This is a genomic window from Streptomyces sp. SGAir0957 (assembly GCF_043523415.1).
The window spans coordinates 1060384-1075811 of the sequence record NZ_CP027293.1 but is presented as its reverse complement, the minus strand read 5'-3'; the positions used below and the strand labels follow the sequence as shown (position 1 = coordinate 1075811).

Sequence of the window (15428 nt, the reverse complement as noted above, 5' to 3'; positions counted from 1 at the left end):
TGGCGAGGTGATCGCCACGCCGCTCCGTCGTTGTGTCGGCGCAACGCACGGAACGTTACCTATTGGTATGCATCGACTTGTGTCGCGATCAACAGTAGAACTCGTTCCCATTCCGTCGAGAGTGAGGAACCCAGAATGAATGACTCGACCCGTCCTGAAGTGGCCCGCAACGGAATCTCGCGCCGCGGCTTCCTCGCAGGAACAGGTTCTGTTCTCGGCGCCGTGGCGCTGAGCGGGCACGCCGCCGCCGCGGAGCGCGGCGCCACCTCCGCCGTCGCCGACGGCGCCCGTATCCCCGCCCTCGTCATCGGCACCGGGTACGGCGGATCCGTCGCCGCGCTGCGGCTCGCCGAGGCGGGCGTCGATGTGCGGATGGTGGAGATGGGCATGGCCTGGGACACCCCGGGCTCGGATGGCAAGATCTTCGCCAACACGACCAGCCCCGACCACCGGTCGTTCTGGCTGAGAACCAGAACGAAGCAGCCCCTGAGCAACTTCCTCGGCTTCCCCATCGACAAGGACGTGCCGAAGTACACCGGCATCCTCGACGCCGAGGACTTCGCGGGCATCACCGTCTACCAGGGGCGCGGCGTCGGCGGCGGCTCACTGGTCAACGGCGGCATGGCCGTCACGCCGAAGCGGGAGAACTTCGGCGCCATCCTCCCGACCGTCGACGCGAACGAGATGTACGGCACGTACTACCCGCGCGCCAACGCCGGGCTCGGCGTCACCACCATCGACCCGGACTGGTTCGAGACCGCCGAGTGCTACCAGTACGCGCGCGTCGGCCGCAAGCACGCCCAGCGCTCGAACTTCCCGTTCGTGTTCGTGCCCGACGTGTACGACTGGGACTACATGAAGCAGGAGCAGGCGGGCACGGCGCCGAAATCGGCGCTGGCCGGGGAGATCCTGTACGGCAACAACTACGGCAAGAAGTCGCTCCAGAAGACCTACCTCCCGCGCGCCAAGGCCACGGGAAGGGTCACCATCTCCCCTCTGCACAAGGTCACTTCGGTCACCCCGGCCTCCGGCGGCGGCTACACCGTGCGCATCGAGCAGCTCTCCACCACCGGGGCCGTCGCGGCCACGAAGGAGATCACCGCGGACCGTGTCTTCTTCGCGGCGGGCAGCGTAGGCACGAGCAAGCTCCTCACCAAGCTGAAGGCGACCGGCGCGCTGCCCGCGCTCAACGGCGAGATCGGCAAGGGCTGGGGCGACAACGGCAACGTGATGTGCGGCCGCGCCAACCACCTGTGGGACCCGACCGGTTCGCTCCAGGCGTCCATCCCGACCGCCGGCATCGACAACTGGGCGGCGGGCGGCGCCTTCGCCGAGGTCGCCCCGCTGCCGACGGGCATCGAGACCTACGCGTCGTTCTATCTGTCCATCACCAAGAACCCGAACCGCGCGCAGTTCACGTACAACCCGTCGACCGGCGGCGTCGACCTGAACTGGCAGACCGCGTGGAAGCAACCCGGGATCAACGCGGCCAAGACCATCTTCGACAAGATCAACGCCAAGGAGGGCACGATCTACCGCACGGACCTCTTCGGGGTCTACAAGATCTGGGGCGACCACCTCACGTACCACCCGCTGGGCGGCGCCGTTCTCGGCAAGGCGACCGACAACTACGGCCGCCTGTACGGCTATCCGGGCCTCTACGTCATCGACGGCGCGCTGATCCCGGGCAATACCAGCGTCAACCCGTTCGTGACGATCACGGCGCTCGCCGAGCGCAACATCGAGAAGATCATCTCCGCTGATCTGTGACGGCCGCGCCCTGCCCGACCCCTCAGCCGGGCTCGGGCAGGGCGCACACAGTGTCGAGGCCGAGCACGTGGTTGAGGCGGCCGAACGCCAGCCACGATCCGATGGCCATGCTCAGCTCCACGATCTCCGCCTGGCTGTACTGGCCGGTCATCCGCTGCCAGAACGCGTCGTCGAGCCCGTGGTGGTCGAGGGTGTACCGCTCCGCGTACTCGGCGGCGAGCCGCGTCCGCTCGTCGAAGGCGGCGGTGGTCCGCCACTCCTCCACCGCGTCGGCGAAGGACGCCTCGACCTTCTCGCCGTCCCGCTCGGTGCGCCAGTCCAGGCAGAACAGACAGCCGTTGAGCTGGGCGACGCGCAGCCGGGCCGCCTCGAACTCGCGCAGGCCGAGGGAGGAGTGGTCGTAGACGGCCATCGAGAACTGGGCCGCCGCGGGCCCGATCCCGGGCACCATCTCGCCCCACACGTACGGGATCGGTTCCTCGCCGTCGGGGATGTCGATCCTCATGGCTGCTTCCTCCCGAGTCGGCCGGTGGCGGGGGATACGGGCACGTCGAGGGCGTCGTAGAGGCCGGGCGGCTGTTCCACGAGCCAGCCGATCGCGCCGACGAGGCGTCCCACGGCGGTCGCGTTGCCGCCCGCCGCGTGGTTGCCGCCCTCGTCGGTGGCCTGCACGGTGACCTCGATGCGCGGGCGGCCCTCCACGACGACGCGGTGCGCGCCCGCCCCGCCGCCGGGCGGCAGCGGCCAGTCCGGGGCGCACGAGGGGTGGATGCGGGTCACGTGCTCGACGACGATGCGGACCTCGCCGTCCACGATCCCCTGCACCTCGAAGCGGACCGCGCCCTGGGTGCCCGCCGCGAAGTCGCCCATGGCGGCGGTCGTCACATCGGCTTCCAGGGGACGCCGCTCCAACGTCTCTCGTATCTCGTCGAGTTCGACGCCGAGCGCGCGGGCCATGAGGCGCAGCTGCCCGCCCCACACCATGGTGGGGATCGTCTCGGCGAGCATCAGCGGCTCGTACTCCATGGGATGGCCCATGCCGACGAGATCGCGGACCGCGTCCGGCTGGTCGTAGGTCGAGTAGTCGAAGATCTCCTGGCAGCGCAGCACGTCGACGCGGGTGCCGAGGCCGCTGACGAGGAGGGGCAGTACGTCGTTGGCCCAGCCGGGGTCGACGCCGGAGACGAACAGGGAGCCGCCGCCCGCCTCGATCGCGGCGTGCACCGGGTCGGTGAACTCCGGCGGCGCGCTCCGGTGGTCGTAGAGGGGGTAGAGGGCCGGGCTGACGACGACCGCGCCGGTGCGCAGGGCGCGGCAGATGTCGGCGAGGGCCTCGTCGGGGCGCAGATCGCCGGAGGCGGCGTAGAGGACGGCGCCTGGCCGGGCCGCGAGCACCGCGTCGACGTCGGTCGTCGCGGTGACACCGAGGGCGCGGCCGAGACCGGCCAGGTCGCCCGCGTCGCGGCCGTCCTTGGCGGGGTCGTGCACGAGCACGCCGGAGAGTTCGAGCCCGGGGTGGGCGTCGACGGCCCGGATCGCCGCGCGGCCCACGTTCCCGGTGCCCCAGACCACCGTGGAAGTCATGCGCCGGAGCGTAACCTGACGGGCCGTCAGTTCATAGTCCTGGGACGCCGGTTGATGCGTGATAGCGCGCCAGTTGCCGCCGGGCGGCGGTCAGGGACTGCTCGGCGTACCCGCGCCCGAAGAGGACGGTGTGCACGAGCAGCGGGAAGAGCTGGTGCAGCGGGACGCGGTCGCGCCAGCCGTCCGCGAGCGGCGCCGCCTCCTGGTAGCCGTCGACGATCCGGTCCAGGTGCGGGGCGCCGAACAGGTGCAGCATCGCGAGGTCGGTCTCGCGATGACCGCCATGCGCGGCGGGGTCGATGAGCCACGCGGCGCCGTCCGGGCCCCACAGCACATTGCCGTTCCACAGGTCGCCGTGGAGCCGGGCGGGCGGTTCGGCGGGGCCGGCCAGGGCGGGGAGCCGGTCGAGAACCTGCTCGATGGTGCGGGACTCGGCGGGCGTGAGGGTGCCGCCGTCGACCGCGAGCCGTACGTAGGGGAGGACGCGGTGCTCGGCGTACCAGCGCGGCCACTCCTCGCCGGGGACGTTGCGCATCGGGGCGAGACCGATGGCCGCGTCCGTCGGGCCGCCGGGCGGCGGGGCGCCGAACTCGGGGGCGCCCGTGGCGTGCAGCACGGCGAGATCCCGCCCGAACCGTCGCGCGCCGTCGGCGGTCGCCCGCCCCTCGGCCACCCGGTCGAGGACCAGCCACCCGTCGTCGGCGCCGTCGTCGGCGCCGTCGTCCGGCCCGTGCACCTCGGGTACGGCGACGGCGTGCGCGGCGGCGAGCCAGCGCAACCCCGCCGCCTCGGCGCGGAGCGCGCCCGGGGTGCCGTCGCTGTCGGCCCGCTTGACCATCACGACCCGTCCGTCGTCGAGCGTGACCTCGCTGAGCTGGACGGACCGGCGGCGCTCCGCGACGGCCCGGCGACCGGTGCGACGTGCTGCGACGGCTGCGGCGTCTGAGGGGTGGGACATGCGTCTCACCCTACGGGTGCGGCCGGTGGTTGACGGGGCGCGCCGGGCCCTGATCTCCTGCGCCGGGAGAGAAGGAGAGGGAGTCGCACATGTCGGTGGACGTGCACGGTCACATGCCGGTCCTGATGGTTCAGCACACCCCGGGCGGCGGCCCCGGCCGGGTCGGGACCTGGCTGCGCGAGGCGGGCCTCGACGTGCGGGTCCTGCACCCGTACGCGGGTGAGGACCTGCCCGCCGTGCTCGGCGGACGCCCGCTGGTCGTGCTCGGGGGCGGCTACCTGCCCGACGACGACGCCCGCGCCCCCTGGCTCCCCGCCACCCGCGCCCTGGCGCGGCAGGCGCTCGCCGACGCCACCCCCTTCCTCGGCATCTGTCTCGGCGGGCAGCTGCTTGCGCGGGTGGCGGGCGGCGCCGTACGCGCCGAACACGGCCGGCCCGAGTACGGCAGCACGCCGATCCGGCTGCGCCCGGAGGCGGCGGGGGACACGCTGCTGCACGGTCTGGGCGACACGGTCCCGGCGATCGAACGCCACGTGGACGCGATCACCGAACTCCCGCCGGGCGCGGTGTGGCTGGCGTCCAGCGAGGCATGCCCGCACCAGGCGTTCCGGGTCGGCGCGCGGGCCTGGGGCGTCCAGTTCCACCCGGAGGCGGAGGCGTCCCGCATCGCGACGTGGGACCGGGACCGGCTCGCGGCGCGGGGCATGGACCGGGAGGCGCTGCACGCGCGGGCGGTGGCGGACGAGGGGGCGATGATCGCGGCGTGGGGGGAGTTCACGCGGCGGTTCGCGCAGGTGTGTGCGGCGGCCGGGGCCGGCACGAGGTGACCGGGGTCGGCACGAGGTGACCGGGGGAACGCCCCGCCGTGCCTCAGGCCTCCGTTCGCGCGGGCGCCCCGGGTGCGTCGGGCGCCGGGGCGGCGGGGGCCCCCTTTCGGCGGTCGCGGCGGCTCAGGGTGGCGACCGCGCTCGTCAGGACACCGGCAAGCAGCCCCCAGAACGCCGAGCCGATTCCCAGGAGCGTCACGCCGGAGGCCGTCGCCAGGAACGTGACCACCGCGGCCTCGCGGGACGCCGGGTCGGAGACGGCGGAGGCCAGGGACGCCTCGATGGTGGCGAGGAGGCCGATGCCCGCGATGGCCAGGACGAGGGCGTGCGGCATCGCGACGAGCAGCGAGGCCACGGTGGCGCCGAGCAGACCGACGCAGAGGTAGAAGACGCCGGCCCAGACAGCGGCCAGGTAGCGGCGTTCGCGGTCCGGGTGGGCCTCCTCGCCCGTGCAGATCGCGGCCGTGATCGCCGCGAGGTTGATGCCGAACGCGCCGAACGGGGCGAGCACCGCCTGCACCGCGCCGGTCCACGTCAGCAGCGGTGAGACGGGGACGTCGTACCCGGAGCCGCGCAGGACCGCGACGCCCGGCAGGTTCTGCGAAGCCATCGTGACCACGAAGAGCGGGACGCCGACGCTGATCAGCACCTTCCAGTCGAACTCCGGTGCCGTGAACACCGGGTGCGCCAGGGAGAGATGGAGCCGGTCCAGGTGCCAGCCCCCGGTCAGGGCGGACGCCACGACGCCGCCGCCCAGGGCGAGCAGCACCGCGTACCGGGGGAGCAGGCGCCGCGCGAGGAGGTACAGGACGAACATGGGGAACGCCACGGCGAAGGAGCCGTCCATCTCCGTGAAGAGGCCCGTGCCGAACTGCAGCAGCACGCCCGCGAGCAGCGCCGCCGCGAGCGGCACGGGGATCCGGTCCATGACGCGGGCGAACCATCCGGTGACCCCGCTGACCAGGATCAGCACCGCGCTGAAGACGAACGCCCCGACCGCCTTCCCCATCGACACCCCGCTGAGCCCGGTGGCGAGGAGCGCCGCGCCCGGCGTCGACCAGGCGGTCACCACGGGCGCCCGGAACCGCAGCGAGAGCCCGGCGCACGTCACGGCGAGGCCGATGCCGAGCGCGAGCATCCACGACGAGATCTCCCGCGCGTCCGCCCCCGCGGCCCGCGCCGCCGTGAAGACGAGCGCCGCCGAGCTGGTCACGCCGACGGTGACGGCGATCAGTCCCGCCGCCACCGCCGAGGGCGGGGCGAGGGCGCGTACGCGGGTGAGGAGGGACGGGGGTGAGGGGCGGGACATCGGGCATCCACTTCCATGCGCTCCGGGCGTTCCATAAATGGAACGTTCTGTATGTGGAACACTAGGGAGGTCGATGTCGAACCGTCAACCAAAAAGGCCGGAGGGGCACAGCGATGGGTCTCCACGACGAAGTGGGGCGCAGGCTCAAGGCGCTGCGCCAGGAGCGCGGCCTGTCCCTGTCGGAGCTGGCCCGCCGCTCGGGCGTGGGCAAAGGCACCCTCTCCGAGCTGGAGAGCGGCCTGCGCAACCCCACCCTGGAGACGCTGTACGCCCTGACCACCGCCCTGGACAGCCCGCTCTCCGCCGTCCTGGACGATCCGCCGCCGGGCGTGCGCGAGGGCGCGGGCGGCGTCTCCGGAAGCGCCGTCACCGCCGTACTCCTTGAGCGGTACGAGGACGCCGAAGCCGCCACCGACGTCTTCCGCGTCACCATCGCCGACGGCGCGACCCAGGATTCGACGGCACACGTCGCGCGCACCACGGAGAGCCTGATGGTCCTCTCCGGTACGGCCGTCGTCGGCCTGCCCGACGCCCCGCAGGCGGTCGGCCCGGGCGGCCACGCGCACTGGCGCGCCGACGCCCCGCACCGCTACGCCGCCCCGCACGGCGAGGTCCACGGCATCCTGTTCGTCCGTTACCCCAAGAGCGGTGATTGAGGCAGCACCTGGCTCCCCCCGCACACCCGGAGCCCCACCGGCGTCCCGCACGGCAGATGGCCGTGGGCGGCGACCACGCCCTTGCCGGTCCCGTCGTCGACGGCGTACGCGAGGAAGCTGGACGCCAGCGAGTTCGCGGGCGGGCGGCCGTAGGTGTACGCGTACTCGATCTCGCGGTACGGATAGCCGCCCTCGGAGAGCCGGTCCGGGTCGGGCGTGCGGCCGTCGAGCGTGACCGGGTGCAGCCCGCCCGGCGCGTCCGGGGGTGACGCGGCGCGCAGTTCGCTGTAGCCGATGGCGCCCGGGGTGCGGGCCACCGTGTCGAGGACCTGCTCCGTCGAGTCGAGCTCGCAACGCAGCATGGGCGCGGCGCGGGCCGTGCGCGTCACGCAGTCGTCGGACGAGGCGGGCGGTTCGTCGGCGCCCGCGAGGACCCGGGCGGCGAGCGCGCTGCGGGTGCCGGACCCGGAGGTGCGGCTGACGAGGACGACGGGCAGGTCGGGGCCGCCGAGCCGGCGCCAGTCGCGGATCTCGCCGCGGTAGAGGCGCCGCACGTCGGCCACGGACAGGTCCGTCAGGCGTACGTCGTCGTGGACGACCAGCGTGAACAGGGACACGGCGACGCGGCTCTCGCCGAGCCGCCGGTAGCTCGCGGGGCGCGGTCCGTCCGAGAACGCGACGACGGTCGCCCCCTCGTCGTCCGTCCCGCCGCCGGACAGGGCCAGTTCACGGACCCCGGCGCGGCTGCCGTGCGCGCTCACCGTGATCCGCGGCCGGTCGTCGCAGTGCTCCCGGTACGTGGCGGCCAGCTCGGCCATGACCGGCGCGAACGCCGTCGACCCCGTCAGGCGCAGCGACCCGGTCGCGCAGTCGTCCGGCAGCGGCGGCGGCACGAGCAGCGGCAGCGTGGCCGCCGCGATCAGCGCGAGGCCGAGCCCGACCGTCGTCCAGCGGGCCCGCCTGCTGAACACCGGCGGCTTCTCGTCCGGGGTGAGGCTGTGGTTCTCGTGGAGGGTGCCGTCCTTGAGGTCGCCGGTGACGGTGACCCGGCCGCCCTCCCGGCCCCCGGTGAGAAGCACCAGGATCTTGTAGTGCGCGCCCGGCTTCAGCGGTACGCGCGGGATGCGCAGGGTGCTGGGTCCGGCGACGAGCAGCCCCGGCTGGTTCTCGAAGTAGCCCATCAGGTTGGCGTGTTCCCCGGGCAGCGTGACGTCCTGCGCCTGGACGCGCCGGCCCGGGAACTCGGCGGTGAGCCCGTACTGCGTCGACGGGTCGATGTAGTCCGACTCCTCGATGTGGCGCGAGCCGTCGTTCTCGATCCGCAGGAGCACGAGCGTCGCGTCCCGCATCGCGGGCAGGTCGTTGAACAGGCCGAGCCGCGGATCGACGCCGCCGACCTGACCGTTGTGCCCTATCGCGATGTCCATCTGCTTGCGGAACCCGATCCGCCTGCTGCGCCGCGCCCGCCGGTCCGCGACGAACGGCGTCACGATGGAGACGGCACCGAGCAGCAGCCCCGCGGCGGTGAGACAGATCTCCAGCCAGCTCATGAAGCGACGGTACGGACCCGCCGGGCGCGGCGGCGGGCCCTGCCGCCGGGCTTCGCCGAGTGTTCGTCAGGTGTTCAACCGGTCGCGGCCGTGTTCAACCGGTCGCGGCGGGAACGGTCGCGGCCAGCCGCCGCTCGGCCAAGAGCCCACCGACCCCGGGGACCAGCGCGTACGCCTTGGTGGCGCCGTCCGCCCGCCGCAGCCGCCAGGTGGCCCCGATGACGAAGAGGTACGCGAAGCCGTGCGCGGGCCCGAGGACGGACGAGAGGGCCGGAAGGTGGACGGTGACGAGATTCGTCAAAAGCAGGATCAGGGAGGCGAGTTCGGCGCGTGCCGCGAGACGAAGGGGCCGCAGGGGGCTCGGAGGTGTCGGCCGCACGATCACGCCCCCGTGGTCGAGCCGGGACGGACGATCATCAGGATGGTGACCGTGGCCCACAACAGATTGAACACCCCGGTGAGAGCGGCCAGTTGGGCCGTGCCACGGGGGAGCGGCGGCGCCTCGGGCTGCCGCGCCGCGTCGAGCGCCGTCTCCTGCGCGGGCAGGATCAGCAGCGCGAGGACGGCGGCCGCCGCGGCCGTCAGCACGATCGAGGCGATCAGCCACGCGCTGCCGAGCACCCCCATGCTGCTCGCCGTCGCGAACCCGAAGAGCGGTACGGCGACGCCGATCCCGGCGTACACCCGGCAGATGCGGTGCAGCGTCCCCAGTGTCGACACCGGTTCGGCCTCGCCCGGCGACGCGAGCGCCTGCCGCCAGGTCCTCGGGAACATGCTCGCGGCGACGGTGACCGGCCCCACGGTCAGGACAGCGGCGATGACGTGCAGGCTGAGCAGGAACTTCGTCATGGTCAGTGGCCCGCGCCCAGGCCCGCCGCGCGCCACACCGTGCCGCGCCGCTCGTAGGCGAACAACTCCTCGACCGCGAGCGCCACTTGGGGACCCACCTCGCGTTCGAGGAGATACAGGGCCAGGTCGAGCCCGGAGGTGACGCCCGCGCCGGTGACGAGGTCGCCGTCGTCGACGACCCGGGCGTGCACCGCGTGGACGCCGGCTTCGTCGAGCTGGTCCAGGCCCAGATGGTGCGTGGTGGCATGGCGGCCCCCGATGAGCCCGGCGAGGGCAAGGACGAGCGACCCGCCGCAGACGGAGGCGGTCGTGACCTCGGGGTTCTTCATCGCGGCCCCGAGCAGCGCGGGCAGCCCCGTGGTCAGGGTGCGGCCCAGCAGGACGGGGATGCTGGGCTCCGCCCCGCCGGTCTCCTCCAGCGGCCCCGCCGCGCCGGGCACGAGGACGACCCCGGCGCGCTCCGGGCTGAGCGTGCCCGTCGCCCGCAGCGCGAGCCCGCCGGCGCCGCCGACCACCTCGCGCGGCCCCTCGGCGGAGACCAGCTCCACGCCGACGGCGCCACCGGACGCGGCGCCGCCCGCGTGCAGGACCTCGAACGGGGCGACGACATCGAGGGGATCGAATCCGTCGAAGAGGACGATCTGGACGTGCATGGGAGAGGTTCCTCCGTGGGTGCGAGGGGCCCGGTCCGCGCCGGGCTCGACACCGACGCTATGCAGTGGCGGACACCTCTCCCAGTGGCATTATCGCCGAGTGTCAACGGGATAGCGCCAGCCATGACAGGGGCACCTTTCCGCTGCTGACAGCTGTACAGGGAGGTGTCCGTTTCCCGGCGCCGCGCTATGTTCTCGCCATGCACATCGTCGCCGTCCTCGCCCTTGACCACGTGATCCCCTTCGACCTGTCCACCCCGATCGAGGTCTTCAGCCGTACCCGGCTCCCGGACGGCAGGCCCGGGTACCAGGTCCGGGTGTGCGCCGAGCGGGAGGAGGTGGACGCGGGCACGTTCACGCTCCGCGCGCACCGGGGGCTCGACGGTCTGAAGGGCGCGGACACCATCATCGTGCCCGGCACCTCGGCGCCGACCGCCCCGCTGTCACCGGCCGTCCGCGAGGCCCTCGGGGACGCGGCCGCGCACGGCACCCGTATCGCCTCCATCTGCGCGGGCACCTTCCCGCTCGCCGCCACCGGGCTCCTGGACGGGCTGCGGGCGACGACACACTGGATCGCGGCGGACCTGCTCGCCGCCACGTACCCGAAGGTCGAGGTCGACGCCGACGTGCTCTATGTCGACAACGGGCAGATCCTCACCTCGGCGGGCGCCGCCGCCGGGCTCGATCTGTGCCTGCACATGATCCGCCGTGACTACGGTTCGGCGGTGGCCGCCGACGCGGCCCGGCTCTCCGTCATGCCGCTCGAACGGGAGGGCGGCCAGGCGCAGTTCATCGTCCACGACCACACGCCGGCCCCCGCGCCGCGGGGCGCCTCCTTCGAGCCGTTGCTCGACTGGCTCCGGGATCACCTGGACAGCGATCTGACCCTCGCCGACATCGCCGCCCGCGCCGGCGTCAGTACACGTACGCTCATGCGCCGTTTCCGCGAACAGACCGGCACCACGCCGCTGCAGTGGCTGCACCGGGCCCGCATCCGGCAGGCCCAGCACCTGCTCGAGACGACCGGGCACCCCGTGGAGCGGATCGCGGCGCAGGTCGGCTTCGGTTCGCCGACCGCGTTCCGCGACCGCTTCAAGCGCACGACGGGCGTGAGCCCGCAGGCGTACCGTCGCACCTTCAGCTAGCGCCCGGCCGGGACCCGTCCTCGACCGACTCGCGCAGCCGCGCGCTCGCCATCCGCATGTGTTCGGCCATCGCCCGGTCCGCGCCCTCCGGGTCCCGGTCGCGGATGGCCTTGAGCACGGCGTCGTGCTCGCACAGGGTGCCGCTGACCGTGCCCTCGATGTCGCTGACGCGCTCCATCCACACCTGGAGCAGCGCCCGGATGGAGTGCAGGATGTCGCTCAGGACGGTGTTGCGCGCGATGCTCGCGCACTCCAGGTGGAAGGCGATGTCGGCGTCGATGAACGCCTTGACGTCGCTGCCCGCCTCCCGCATGTGCCGCAGGTGTTCCTCCAGGCGCGCCACGTCCCCGTCCGTCGCCCGCTCGGCGGCGAGCCGCGCCGACACGCCCTCCATGTAGGTGCGGACCTCGACCAGGTCCTTCGTCCGGCGCTGGCCCAGCATGAGGCCCCAGTTGATGGCGCGCGGCAGGAACTCCGAGGTGCCCTCGCGCACGTACGAGCCCGAGCCGGGGCGGATCTCGATGATGCCGAGCACGTCGAGCGCGGACAGCGCGCCGCGGACGCTGGAGCGGGCGACGCCGAGCGCCTCGGCGAGCTGGCGCTCGGCGGGCAGCCGGGTGCCGGGCCGGATGTTGCCCGCGGAGAGGTGGTCGAGGAGGCGCTTGGCGACCTCGCTCACCGAGGACTCGCGCACGACGGGGCGCAGGAGTTGGGCGAGGTCGGGCTGGTCACCGGGCGTGGCGGAGGCGGGCTGACTGGTCACGGTCACCAGTAGACCAGACGGCCGCCCGCCCCTCGCGCGTCGTCCCTGGTGACCGGTTTTGTCAAGGGTTCAACCGGCAGTCACCAGTGCGACGCTCGCCACATTGGTAAATTGGTGACCAATTTGAGAATCAGGCATAGCGTGACACGCAGATCGGCCCCCACCGGCGTGGACAGCCCCTGCCGCCCGCCGTGTGCGCCGAGAGTGACCCAAGTCCGGACAGAGCTGTCCGGCGAGCCGAGGAGTCGCCATGCCTGCCAGCACCGCGCCGCCCGTGACGACGGAGACGAGACCAGCCGTCGAGACGTCGGCGATCAAGAAGATCTCGATCCGTCTCGTCCCGTTCGTGGCCCTGATGTTCTTCGTGAACTATCTGGACCGCACCGCGGTGTCGTTCGCCGAGCCCAACGGGATGGGCCAGGACCTGGCCCTGACCGCCGCCCAGTTCGGCTTCGCCTCCGGGATCTTCTTCCTCGGCTACATCGTGCTCGAAGTCCCGAGCAACATGGCGCTGCACCGCTTCGGCGCCCGCCGCTGGCTGGCCCGGATCATGGTCACCTGGGGCATCGTGTCGCTCCTCTTCACCTGGGTGAACAGCAGCGGCGGCCTCTACACCCTGCGCTTCCTGCTCGGCGTCGCCGAGGCCGGGTTCTTCCCCGGCGCGATCCTCTTCCTGAGCCAGTGGGTGCCGAGCCGCCACCGCACGAAGATCCTCGGCCTCTTCTACCTCGCCCAGCCGCTGACCACGGTCTTCGGCGCCCCGCTCGCGGGCTGGCTGATCGGCCACCACGGCCTGTTCGGGCTCGAGGGCTGGCGCGTGATGTTCCTGTTCGTGTCGATCCCGGCGATCCTGCTCGGCGTCATCGCCTGGTTCTACCTGATCGACCGCCCCGCCGACGCCAAGTGGCTGACGCCGGACGAGCGCGACTGGCTCACCAAGGAGCTGGCCGCCGAGAACGCCGGGAAGACCGGCCACGAGGGCGGCCACGCCAAGGGCGATCTGAGGTCGGCGTTCACCAACACCCGCGTGTGGATCCTCGCCGTCGTCTACTTCGGCTTCGTCTACGGGCTCTACGCGCTCGCGTTCTTCCTGCCGACCATCATCAACGGCTTCCAGGACCAGTACGACACCACGTTCAGCGTCATGGACAAGGCGTGGATCACCGCGATCCCGTACCTGCCCGCCGCCGTCGTCCTCTTCTTCTGGACCCGGCACGCCACCCGGCACGGCACCCGCACCTGGCACGTGGCAGGACCCGCGATCGTCGGCGGTGTCACCATCCCGCTCGCCCTCTCCATGGGCTCGCCCGCCGCCACCGTCGCCGTCATCACCGTCACCGCCTGCTCGATCTTCGCCGCGCTGCCGGTCTTCTGGGCCGTCCCCTCCCGCTTCCTCACGGGCGCGGCGGCGGCAGCGGGCATCGCCCTGATCAACACGGCGGGCAACATCGCCGGGTTCGCCTCCAGCTACGTCACCGGCTGGCTCAAGGACTGGACCGGCGCCTACTACGTGCCGCTCTACCTCGTCGGCGCCTTCATGCTGCTCTCCGCCGCGCTGATGATCTGGCTCGCCGCCCGCACACCCCCGTCCCCGTCCACCGCCACGACCCCCGCGGAGAACCAGCGATGACCCGCCTGTTCAACGACCCCGCCGCCTTCGCCGACGAAGCCCTCGAAGGGTTCGCCGCCGCCCACCGCCGCTGGGTGCGGCCCGTGCCCGGCGGCGTGGTGCGGGCCACCGGGAAGACCCCGGGCCAGGTCGCCGTCGTCATCGGCGGCGGCTCCGGGCACTACCCGGCCTTCTCCGGCCTGGTCGGCCAGGGCCTCGCGCACGGCGCCGCCGTCGGCAACGTCTTCGCCTCGCCCTCCGCCCAGCAGATACGGGGCGTCGCGCGGGCCGCCGAGTCCGGCGGCGGTGTCCTCCTCCTCTACGGCAACTACGCGGGCGACGTCCTCCACTTCGGCCAGGCCGCCGAACGCCTCACCGCCGACGGCGTCCCCACCCGCACCTTCGCCGTCACCGACGACCTCTCCAGCGCCGCCCCCGAGGAGGCCCACAAGCGCCGCGGGATCGCGGGCGACCTGCCCGTCTTCAAGGCCGCCGCGGCCGCCGCCGAACAGGGCCTCGGCCTGGACGAGGTGGCCGACGTCGCCGCCCGCGCGGGCGCCCGCACCCGCTCCTTCGGCATCGCCTTCTCCGGCTGCACCCTGCCCGGCGCCGACCACCCCCTCTTCTCCGTCCCCGAGGACCGGATGGCCGTCGGCCTCGGCATCCACGGCGAACCCGGCATCGGCGAAGCCGCCGTCCCCACCGCCGACGAGGCCGCCGAACTCCTCGTCTCGGCCCTCCTGAAGGAACTCCCCGAGGGTGTCGACACCCCGGACGGGCAGCGCGCCGCCGTCATCCTCAACGGCCTCGGCTCCGTCAAGTACGAGGAGCTCTTCGTCGTCTACCGGCGCGTGGCCCAGCTCCTCGCCGAGGCGGGCGTACAGGCCGTCGACCCCGAGGTCGGCGAACTCGTCACCAGCTTCGACATGGCCGGTGTCTCCCTCACCCTGACCTGGCTCGACGCCACCCTCGAACCCCTGTGGACCGCCCCGGCCGACACGCCCGCCTACCGCAAGGGCGCCGTCCCGGCCACGGCCCTCGCCCCCGAGGAGGAGGCGGCCGCCTCTGAGCCCGACGCCGCGCCTCACGAGGAGGCGAGCGCGGAGTCCCGCCGGGCCGCCGCCACCGCCCTGGACGCCCTGCGTGTGCTCGCCGAGACCGTCGACACGCACGCCGACGAACTCGGCCGCATCGACGCCGTCGCCGGGGACGGCGACCACGGCATCGGTATGCGGCGCGGCGCCGGCGCCGCCCACGCCGCCGCACGCGAGGCCGACGAGGCGGGAGCAGGCGCCCGTACGCTCCTGACCGCCGCCGGTGACGCCTGGGCCGACAAGGCGGGTGGCACCTCGGGCGCGCTGTGGGGCATCGTCCTGCGCGCCCTCGCCGACGCGCTCGGCGACACCGGACGGCCGACCCCGGCGTCCGTCGCCCACGGAGTCCTGAAGGCGTCCGACGACGTCCGCAGGACCGGCGGCGCCGAGGTCGGCGACAAGACGATGGTGGACGTCCTCGTGCCCTTCGCCGAGACGCTCGGCCGGCGGGTCTCCGAAGGCGCCGACCTCCCCACGGCCTGGTCCGAGGCGGCCGACGAGGCCGAGCGCGCCGCCCGCGCCACCGCCGACCTGCTGCCCCGCATGGGCCGCGCACGGCCGCACGCCGAGAAGTCGCTGGGCACCCCCGACGCGGGCGCGCACTCCCTCGCCCTCATCGTCCGCGCCGTGCACGGCGCCCTCACCCCCTGCAAGTAACTCC

General features: G+C 73.1%; 15 protein-coding genes. 6 read left to right on the top strand and 9 right to left on the bottom strand.

The genetic code is table 11. The annotated features are described in order from the left end of the window. Positions 1 to 135 precede the first annotated feature (135 nt). Positions 136 to 1770 carry a GMC oxidoreductase gene (locus C1N81_RS10120; protein ID WP_394428427.1) on the top strand — a complete coding sequence of 545 codons (1635 nt, stop codon included), beginning with the start codon at positions 136 to 138 and terminating at the stop codon, positions 1768 to 1770. A gap of 22 nt (positions 1771 to 1792) precedes the next feature. On the opposite strand, the gene C1N81_RS10115 is transcribed toward C1N81_RS10120, so the two are convergent. Genes C1N81_RS10115 through C1N81_RS10105 form a run of 3 tightly spaced genes read right to left on the bottom strand, consistent with a single transcriptional unit; the run spans position 1793 to position 4312 of the window. Next, positions 1793 to 2275 carry a carboxymuconolactone decarboxylase family protein gene (locus tag C1N81_RS10115; RefSeq protein WP_394428426.1) on the bottom strand — a complete coding sequence of 161 codons (483 nt, stop codon included), beginning with the start codon at positions 2273 to 2275 and terminating at the stop codon, positions 1793 to 1795. Next, positions 2272 to 3354 carry an NAD(P)H-dependent amine dehydrogenase family protein gene (locus tag C1N81_RS10110; RefSeq protein WP_394428425.1) on the bottom strand — a complete coding sequence of 361 codons (1083 nt, stop codon included), beginning with the start codon at positions 3352 to 3354 and terminating at the stop codon, positions 2272 to 2274. Before C1N81_RS10110 ends, C1N81_RS10115 begins: the two co-directional genes overlap by 4 nt. A gap of 31 nt (positions 3355 to 3385) precedes the next feature. Then, positions 3386 to 4312, bottom strand: a complete 927-nt coding sequence (locus tag C1N81_RS10105; protein ID WP_394428424.1) for a fructosamine kinase family protein — start codon at positions 4310 to 4312, stop codon at positions 3386 to 3388. A gap of 89 nt (positions 4313 to 4401) precedes the next feature. Between C1N81_RS10105 and C1N81_RS10100 the strand changes: the two genes are divergently transcribed. Further along, entirely contained in the window at positions 4402 to 5139 is a 738-nt protein-coding gene (locus C1N81_RS10100; protein ID WP_394428423.1) for a type 1 glutamine amidotransferase, read from the top strand. Between the two features lie 43 nt (positions 5140 to 5182). Here C1N81_RS10100 and C1N81_RS10095 read toward each other — a convergent pair whose 3' ends face one another. Then, on the bottom strand, positions 5183 to 6448 hold the full coding sequence (locus C1N81_RS10095; RefSeq protein WP_394428422.1) for a benzoate/H(+) symporter BenE family transporter: 1266 nt from the start codon (positions 6446 to 6448) through the stop codon (positions 5183 to 5185). 113 nt (positions 6449 to 6561) lie between these two features. Between C1N81_RS10095 and C1N81_RS10090 the strand changes: the two genes are divergently transcribed. Beyond that, positions 6562 to 7104: a helix-turn-helix domain-containing protein gene (locus C1N81_RS10090; protein ID WP_394428421.1), complete on the top strand. Its 543-nt coding sequence runs from the start codon at positions 6562 to 6564 to the stop codon at positions 7102 to 7104. Here the strand turns inward: C1N81_RS10090 and C1N81_RS10085 are convergent. From C1N81_RS10085 to C1N81_RS10070, 4 genes are all read right to left on the bottom strand, one after another. After that, the gene (locus C1N81_RS10085) at positions 7083 to 8654 is read right to left on the bottom strand and encodes a substrate-binding domain-containing protein (protein ID WP_394428420.1); all 1572 of its coding nucleotides are present in this window, start codon (positions 8652 to 8654) and stop codon (positions 7083 to 7085) included. The two genes, C1N81_RS10090 and C1N81_RS10085, sit on opposite strands and share 22 nt — an antisense overlap. Positions 8655 to 8748: 94 nt before the next feature. Then, positions 8749 to 9033: a DUF3817 domain-containing protein gene (locus C1N81_RS10080; RefSeq protein WP_394428419.1), complete on the bottom strand. Its 285-nt coding sequence runs from the start codon at positions 9031 to 9033 to the stop codon at positions 8749 to 8751. Positions 9034 to 9035: 2 nt separating this feature from the next. Beyond that, complete coding sequence (locus C1N81_RS10075) at positions 9036 to 9503, bottom strand: DUF2269 family protein (RefSeq protein WP_394428418.1); 468 nt, start codon at positions 9501 to 9503, stop codon at positions 9036 to 9038. A gap of 2 nt (positions 9504 to 9505) precedes the next feature. After that, a complete protein-coding gene (locus C1N81_RS10070; protein ID WP_394428417.1) occupies positions 9506 to 10156 on the bottom strand; it encodes a DJ-1/PfpI family protein in 651 nt (216 codons plus the stop codon). Between the two features lie 200 nt (positions 10157 to 10356). Here C1N81_RS10070 and C1N81_RS10065 point away from each other — a divergent pair, with 200 nt between their 5' ends. Next, entirely contained in the window at positions 10357 to 11301 is a 945-nt protein-coding gene (locus tag C1N81_RS10065) for a GlxA family transcriptional regulator (RefSeq protein WP_394428416.1), read from the top strand. Here the strand turns inward: C1N81_RS10065 and C1N81_RS10060 are convergent. Further along, complete coding sequence (locus tag C1N81_RS10060) at positions 11294 to 12070, bottom strand: FadR/GntR family transcriptional regulator (RefSeq protein ID WP_394428415.1); 777 nt, start codon at positions 12068 to 12070, stop codon at positions 11294 to 11296. The two genes, C1N81_RS10065 and C1N81_RS10060, sit on opposite strands and share 8 nt — an antisense overlap. A gap of 244 nt (positions 12071 to 12314) precedes the next feature. Here C1N81_RS10060 and C1N81_RS10055 point away from each other — a divergent pair, with 244 nt between their 5' ends. Together C1N81_RS10055 and C1N81_RS10050 are read left to right on the top strand one after the other, a co-directional pair. Next, positions 12315 to 13694: an MFS transporter gene (locus C1N81_RS10055; protein ID WP_394428414.1), complete on the top strand. Its 1380-nt coding sequence runs from the start codon at positions 12315 to 12317 to the stop codon at positions 13692 to 13694. Continuing rightward, entirely contained in the window at positions 13691 to 15424 is a 1734-nt protein-coding gene (locus tag C1N81_RS10050; RefSeq protein ID WP_394428413.1) for a dihydroxyacetone kinase family protein, read from the top strand. Before C1N81_RS10055 ends, C1N81_RS10050 begins: the two co-directional genes overlap by 4 nt. Positions 15425 to 15428: the final 4 nt, after the last annotated feature.